At 60.9% G+C, this 8,081-nt stretch carries 2 protein-coding genes; both read right to left on the bottom strand.

Annotated features, from left to right (window positions below):
- Nucleotides 1-135: 135 nt before the first annotated feature.
- Nucleotides 136-5,595 (bottom strand): response regulator, encoded by a 5,460-nt coding sequence (locus NW837_RS11920; protein ID WP_414331784.1) that lies wholly within the window; start codon nucleotides 5,593-5,595, stop codon nucleotides 136-138.
- 191 nt (nucleotides 5,596-5,786) lie between these two features.
- Nucleotides 5,787-8,081: methyl-accepting chemotaxis protein (locus NW837_RS11915; protein WP_414331782.1), on the bottom strand; the 2,295-nt coding region annotated here is incomplete at its 5' end.

Genomic DNA, 8,081 nt, shown 5'->3' with positions numbered 1-8,081 from the left:
GAAACAAACAGAATGCTATCGCTGCATAGTTGAACAGTGATGTTCAGCAGTGTTCAGCGTAAATGTATCAGTGCCATGCCTACAGCACCCTATGTTGCTGCGCCACACTGAACGGGAACCGCACCGCTGTCGCGATTAGGAAGTTGGGTTGGCCGCCAACAACTGTTCCCCCCTCAACATGCGGGCAGCAGCGCTGAGCAGCTCCTCTTCCAGATAGGGCTTGGTGAAGTAGGCAGTTGCTCCCAGCTCCCGTGCTGTTTGCCGGTGCCGTTCTGCCCCCCGCGAGGTGAGCATGGCAACCGGAAGATGCTTGAAGTTGCTGTCTTCTCGCAGGCGGGTGAGCAGCTCTAGGCCGTCCATGCGCGGCATCTCGATGTCGCAGAAGATGAGGTCGCAGGGCAGGCCGCCGCGCAGCTTTTCCCAGGCATCCTGGCCATCCCGCGCCTGTTCCACCCGGTAGCCCACCTTCTGGAAAGACATCGAGAGCAGCTCCCGAACGGTGATCGAGTCGTCCACGATCAGCACCGTGGTCTGGCGCACCTCTTCCGGGGTCGGCTCCTCATCCCGGTGATCCAGCCAGAAGCGGTTGAGATCCCGACGGCGACCGTGGGCTATGTCCACCAGCTCGATGATGTCGGCAATCGGCAGCACCCGCCCGTTCCCCAACACCGTTGCCCCAGAAATGCCCAGTGGCTTGGGCACAGGCCCGCGCAGTTGCTTGATCACGATTTCCTGCTCTTCCACGAAGCTGTCCACCTGCAGGGCAACATACTGGCCGGCACTTTGCAGGATGACAATGGGAATAATGCCCTCATCCTGAGTGATGCTGTACACCTCGGAACGGCTGCGGCTGTGGCTGCGGCTGTAGGCCAGCAGATTTGAGAGGGGCTGGAAGGGAAGGCGCTGATCCCGCCAGAGAATTGAGGGCCGCCCCTGCTCATCCGGCTGAACTTCGTCGGCAGGAACATCCAGCATCTCCTCCACGCCATCCAGGGGGAAGGCGATCAGGGCTTTGTCGCTGACACACACCATGGCCTTGGAGATGCTCAGGGTGAGGGGGAGACGGATGGTGAAGGTGGTTCCTTTGCCCCGCACAGAATCCACTTGGATACTGCCGCGCAGATCGGTGATGTTGCGGCGCACCACATCCAAGCCAACCCCCCGCCCGGCCAGATCGTCCACTTCGCTGGCCTCGCGAACACTGAAGCCGGGGTGGAAGAGAACGTTGAACACCTCGTCTTCGTCGGCTTGCTCCGACAGCAGCCCCAGCCTTTGGGCCTTGGCCTTGACCTTCTCCACCGGGATCCCGGCGCCATCGTCCGAGACGATGATGATGGTTTGGTTGCCCTGATAGAAGGCCTTGACGGTGATCTTGCCCTCAGGGGGCTTGCCCGCCCGCCGCCGCTCCTCAGGGGTCTCGATCCCGTGTACCAGGGCGTTGTTCACCAGGTGGGTCATGGGGTCATAGAGCTCCTCCAGGATGGCCTTGTCGATGAGCGTGTCACGGCCTTCCACCACCAGGCTGGCCTGCTTGCCCGTTTTGATGGAGAGATCCCGAATGGCGCGGGGCAACCGATCGGCAACTTGCGAGAAGGGCACCATGCGCGCCCGGTTCAGGCCCTCTTGCAGTTGGGTGGTTACCTGCCGGAATTGGCGGGTGATCTGCTCGGCCTCATCCACGGCAAACTCGATGTCGGAGGAGGACTCGCGCACCCGCACGATGAGCTCAATGATCTCCTGGGCCAGAGCGTGGAAGGCCGTAAACTGATCCATCTCCAGCTTGTCGAACTCTTGGCCGGAGGAATGACTCCGCCTTCCTCGGCTGGACCCCTCCCCATTTCGACCGAAGCCCACCGTTACCGTGCCGCCATAGGCTGAGCTGCTGCGGCTGGAGAACAAAGCCGATTCCAGCAAGGAGCGGTCATACTGATCCCGCATGCGCTGGCCCAGATCCCCTAGCTGTTGCACACGGCCCAACAGGCCATCCAGAAACTGGCGCAGACGGGTTTGGTTTTGCTCCATGCTGTTGCGGATGACCACCAACTCTCCCACCAGGTTGTTGATGGAGTCGAGGTGGCGCACCTCCACCCGCATCACAGGGTTGCTGAGGGCAGCAGTTCGCCGTGAAGTCGGCCCAGTTGCCGCCGGGGCAGCTGCTGCTGGGGTGGGGGTTGCTGGAGCAGCAGCGGCAACTGGCGGCGAAGGTGCTGGCGCCGCAGCAGGTGCTTGGGCAGGAACCTCGAGATCGCCCAGGAGCGATTCCAGCTGGGCTGCAAAGTCGTCAGCAGCCTCGCCGCTCGCGGCTGCAGGGGATCCCACAAGGGGGGCGATAGCCTTTTCTAGCTCAGGGGTTACCGCCGGCTCGGCAGCATCGAAAAGAGCTGCCAAATCGTCCAAACGGGGAGCCGGAGCAGCTTCCAGCGCCTCTTCCTCTGGGGTCTCGGCCTCGCCAACAGGAACGGCTAAGGATTCATCCTCTGCAAACAGGCTGGCCAACTGGCTTTCCAGATCGTCCTCCGCAGGCTGGAGGGCATTTTCTTCCTCCAGTGCGGCAACCGGCGGCTCTGGCTCAGACACGGGCACTTCCGCCAGGCTGCTCGCTTGCAAAGCTTCTGTGTCCTCCAGGAAGGTGGCAAGATCCAAGGGGGGTTCTTCTTGGGGCGCTTCCCCTTCTGCAAAGAACTGGCTCAACTCATCCAGATCCACCTGGCTGTCGCTATCCATGGCCGAGAGGGATCCCCTGGCCCCCAGGCTCAGTTCTTCTGGGTCGGATTCCTGGGTGAATAGGGCATCGAGACGGTCGAAGGAGAGCTCGGGGGAAGGGGCGACTGCCTCCTCAGCCGTGGGTTGCAGGTCTGCGAAAGACTCCTCCTGGACCGGGAACAGATCCTCCAGAAGCGCCCACGCCTGGGCTTCTGCTGTGTCCCCAGCTGCTGATTGGGTCAGGGGGATGGAGTCCCCATCGGACGCCTCCTCGAGGGTCTCGCCGGCGAAGAGATCCCCTAGGCTCAGCTCGGCTCCGAAGTCTGGAATTGGCGATTCCCTCGGCTCGTTGGCCATGTCGGGCGACGTGGGGAAGGGTTCGCCGATAAAGAGATCCCCCAGTTGCTCAGCTTCGGCAGCATCAGCCTCAGCGATGTCCAGGGATGGGCCAAAAGAGGGATCCAAAAATACGGAAGGTTCACTTGCTTCCGGCATCGACCAAGCCGGATCGGCTTCTGCCGCAGGGGTGGAAAAAAAGCTCTCCAGGCTGTCTTCGGCAGTATCGAAGGCAGCAGAGTCAGCGAACTCTGAGGATCCCACCTCGTCGGATCCCGACTCTGCCAGATAATCTGCTGGGATGGAAAAATCCTCTAGCTGGATATCTGCGGGAAATTCAGCCCAAAGGTCTGCTGCGATTTCCCCGTCCTCAAGGGCTTCCTGAAGGGGTGGGGACGGTTCAGCCGCCCAAGGATCGGCCTCCGGCTCACCAGCGGGAACGGCCTCAAAGTCCGGAAGCTGAGACCCTTCCTGCCGGAAAGCACTCTCTACGGGAAGTTCCTCCAGCTCAAATAGGGCCTCTACCCCGGCACTTGCGGCTTCGTCTGGGACAAAGCCGGATCCCTCGCCCATTTCCGCAGCAACGCTCTGGGCAGTCGGCTCCTGTTCAGCATCCCAGGCAGGCTCAGCAGAGACAAACCCCTCTGCCCCTTCACCCACCACTTCGGCAAACAGCTCCGCCAGATCGGCCTCAGCTCTCTCCTCATCCAACCTTGGGCTCAGATCCTCAAAGGTCTGCAAGAGGGGCTCAGGAGAGGAGGGGATCAGCTCCGTTGGGAATTCTTCAATATCGGATAGTGCTTCTGCGTTGGCAAACAGCTCGTCAAAGGCTGAGGTGGCTTCTTCCTCCAGATCCAAGGGAGTGGCATAGAGCTCCGCTCCGCTAACGCGACCGAAGTCGTCCGCAACAGAGGCCAAGTCAGCTCCCTGCCCGTCCTCTTCTGGGCTTTCTGCCGGCACGGCAGCTGTCCTCCAGTCTTCCTCCCAAGCCGCTTCGGCTCGGATCCCTGGCCAACTCAGATCCAGATCCCCCTCTTCCGCGGGAGCAGATCGGTGCTCTGAATCTGTTCCCGCCAGCGGGACGGAGTCCTCAGCAGTGCCCACTTCCCAAAGGGATGAGGGCTGTTCCGCCGCCAGATCTCCGCTTGCCTCTGCGCTCTCCTGCTCCGGCGACAGGGCAGCTCCGGGCTCATCCTCTTGAAAGGATGTCTCAGCGAGGGTTACCGCTTCCCAGCTCAGATCGGGGGTAGCGCCTTCCTCCGCAGGGATCCCAGCAGCCACAGCCCAATCCTCCGAGGCACCCTCCTCGGGTTGGGGGAACAGCGGCTCTGCCTCAGACCCCCAAGCAAGACCAAGGTCGAAGGGCTCAGGGACTTCTGGCTCTTCAGGGGCTGCCGGAACAGGGCGGAAAGCCAGCAGCTCAGCCGAGGGCTGAATGGTGTTTGCCGCTCCATTGGCCAGGGCCTGGTGGGCTTGCTTCAGATCTCGCAGCACCGGCAGGGCCAACTGCCGCAAATCCTGGCCGGGATCCGCCAAAATCTCGCCCACCAAGCGGGTCAAGTCTGTCCAGCCTCCCAGTTCCAGAGCCGAAGATTGCCCCAAATCCTGCAAAGATTGGGCCAGAGCTTGCAGAGCCGGTCGAGTGGCCGGGTCGTCAGGACGTTTGAACAGCTCCAGCATCTGGCGCAACAGGGCCGGGATCTGCTGATGCACCACCACCTCAAGAGGATCCGGTGGGGCAGGGGGAGCGGCAGGGCGAGCCAATTGTTGCAGTTCTGAAGAAGGGGCAACCTGTTCGGCCTTGCCGTCTAGGATGAGCTGCTGTCCCTGCTTCAAATCCCGCAAGGCAACCAAAGCCAAAGTTCGCAGGTCGACATCGGGGTTGCCCAGGGCTTGCTCGAAAGTTTCCGTCAACTGTTGCCAGCCCGCCAGATGATGGACTTGCCCGATCTCCTTGAGAACGGCATTCGCCGCTGCCAAGCGCTCTCGGACATCTGCCTGATCCCGTTGTTTAAACAGCTCCAGCATCTGGCGCAACTGCTGCGGCACCACCTCCGCCATGTCCTGCTGCAGGGTGCGAACCGCCGGCGACGAGACGGGAGTTGGAGCAAGGCTGGGAACAGTGCCCTCGCCAAGAAGATTTTGAATGTGCCTTTCGGTCTCTTGAAAAACCGGCTCCAGTTCCGCCAGGGTGGTGTTGCTGACTTCTTGGGTGAGGCCGCGGGGGCTCTGCAGCTCCTCCAACAACATCGAAAGCCCATCAAAAGCCCGCAGCAGCAGGGTTTCCAGGTGCTGGTCGACAGGCACTCCGCCTGGACGGGAGCGAAAGATGTTGAAAAAATCTTCCATGCGGTGGGCCGTCCGTTGGATGCTGGTGAGGCCCAGCATGGCAGCTCCCCCCTTGATGGAGTGAGCGGCTCGGAACAGCTCGTTGATCAGCTCGGGATCGCTCATACTGTCCCGCAAGCTGAGGAGCACTTGTTCAATCGTTGCCAAGTGGTCGCGGGCTTCTTCGATGAAATAACTGAGGATCCGCTTTTGTGCTTCTTCATTCATGGCAGGAGGCCCTTCCTACAGCCCACAGGTATGCATCAGTAATAGCAGACCGGACAGATTGAGGCTCGCCTGAGCGAAGAGTCCGGCCAAAAGTCGGAACAGGGGGATCCCAGTGGCATTTGCTAAGGATCGATAACGTCTCCTGCATGGGGATCCTTGTCCCTAGAATGCCCTCAAAACAGCAGATTTGCTCATTCATCCCCAACCCGGAAGCGACCGACAGAAGTTTGCAACTCGCGGGCGATGCTCACCAACTGTTGGAGCGAAGCTGCCACCTTCTGTGCCTCCTTAGAGGTCTCGTTGGCGGTCAACTCCACCGATTGCATCACCTGCGCCACAGAGCGAGAGGTTTCCGTTTGTTGCACGGTGGCCTGAGAGATCGCCCGCACCAACTCGTCGATCCGGCGACTGACCTCGATAATCTCGTCCAGGCTGTTCTTGGCCTGCTCGGCCCGCCGCGTCCCCTCGATCACCAGTTGGGTGCCTTCTTCCATAGCCGTCATCACGTTGCCGGTTTCCGATTGAATCTGCAACACGATCTGCTCGATCTCCTTCGAGGCTTTGGCAGCTCGGTCGGCCAGTTGTCGCACCTCATCGGCCACAATGGCAAAACCCCGTCCCGATTCCCCGGCTCGGGCCGCCTCGATGCTGGCGTTGAGGGCAAGCAGGTTGGTGCGCGAGGCAATTTGAGAGATCAAAGCCACAATTTTGGAAATTTCCTGCGAGGATTCCGCCAATCGCTTCACTTTGCGGGTGGTTTCTGCCACGGTTTCGCGAATTTCCAGGATGCCACTTACCGTGCGATCCACAGCTTCTCCACCCCGAGCGGCTGCTTCTGTGGCTTGGGCAGTCACGTTGGCCGCTTCGCGGGCGTTGCTGGCCACCTCTTGAATGGAGTCCGTCATCTCCTGAATGGAGTTGAGGGAGTTGGAGATCTCCTCCGCCTGGCGCAAAGCATCGGCAGAGAGGCTGCGGGCAAAGTCCTCGTTCTGCAAGGCGGCATCGTTCACGGCGGCAGCAGCCCGCTTCACCTGGCTGACAATGTCTCGCAGACTGCGAATGGTCAGGTTAAAGGAGTCGGCCACAGCCCCTAGCACGTCGGCAGTCACCTCTGCCCGCACCGTCAGGTCTCCACGGGCAGCTCCTTCCACGTCGTCCAGCAGGCGAATCACCTGGCGCTGTAGGTCTTCCTTAGCTTGCCCTTGCTCGGCAGCCCGCTGGCTCAGTTCGGCGAAGTTGGCTTCAAGGGCAGCCGCCATCTGGTTAAAGCTGTCGGCCAAGCGCCCCAGCTCATCGTGGGTGTTGACTGTGGCTCGTACTGAATAATTCCCCTGAGCCAAGGCGGCAAAATGACTGGCCAGCTCTTGGGCGGTGGAGCGAACTTGTTTGGCACTGCTGGCCCCGAGGATAACCCCTGCTCCTGTGCCGATCAGCCCGCCTCCAATCACCCCGGCAATCAAGCGAGCTCCCCCATTGGCCGGGATCCCAAGGCCAATCGCCAAGCCGGCAGCCAAGCTCACCGCTCCTTGGATAAGCGCTATGGCCAATTGCCGATCCCCAATCGGTCGGTTGGCGATCCCAGCAGAGGTTCTTGCCCCTTGTTCACCTACACTGGGAATAGGGAGGGAGGCCGTGGGCAGCAGGACTTGGGCCGCTCCGCTACCGGTCTCCGCCATTGGGCTCATCCCCCCGGTCGCCCCCTCATCTGGGCGGAAGGCACCCACCGGCTCACCGCCATCCATGCCGGCAAGTTCGCGATCCAGGCTGTCTAGCTCGTCAAGATCGAAAAGACCAGGGCTGGGACTGGCAGTATCTTCGTCGGGAGCAGGGATCGGCTCACTCATGGGGGCAGCCAATTCGGTCGGCAGGCTTTCTTCCAGGGATCCCCCTTCCTCTTCCTCAAGACCGGGCAGGGAGAAGCCCATCTCGTTGGGAAAATCGGCATCGCCGGCCAACTGCGTAATGGAGTCGGAGTCGCCTTCTAGGGCTTCCAGATGCTCTCGATCGAACTCGTTGAGAAAGGCAAAGTCATCTTCGACCACCGGATCGGTTTGAGGCCCGCCCTCTTCCGAGCCTACCCGTCGCGAGGTGGCCGGTGGTGTTACCCGAGAATGGGTCGGCATCGGGTGAGATAAACCCAGCGGATCAGCCTCCGGCATTTGCAGCCCGGTCTCCAAGGGATCCCTGAATCTCTCTTCCCCCATGAAATCGCTGCCAAGGCTGTCTGCCTCCAGTGGAAAGGGATTCTGAGCAAAGGGATCCGCCTCCTCTTCCCCCATCTCCTCGAACTGCAAGAAGGGATCGGGAGCAGAGAAAGCCTCTTCCGAAAAGGCATCCGACCCACGGGCAAACTCATCTGGAGGGCGAAACTCGTCCGCTTCTGGGGAATCGGGAAGATCCGCCAGCTCCGGTGCCATTTGCAACAGCTCTTCTAGACCCTTCCGGGCCGACTCCAGCTCATCGGGATCACTGGCTGTTTGTAAAAT

It is taken from the genome of Synechococcus sp. R6-10, assembly GCF_047461815.1.
Taxonomy (GTDB): Bacteria; Cyanobacteriota; Cyanobacteriia; order Thermostichales; family Thermostichaceae; genus Thermostichus.
Note: the sequence above shows the minus strand (reverse complement) of the source record. Positions and strands in the feature narration are given on the sequence as shown.

What these genes read in the sequence shown, in the direction of transcription:
- NW837_RS11920 (WP_414331784.1), bottom strand. Translation starts at nt 5,595, where the DNA reads ATGAATGAAGAAGCACAAAAGCGGATCCTCAGTTATTTCATCGAAGAA.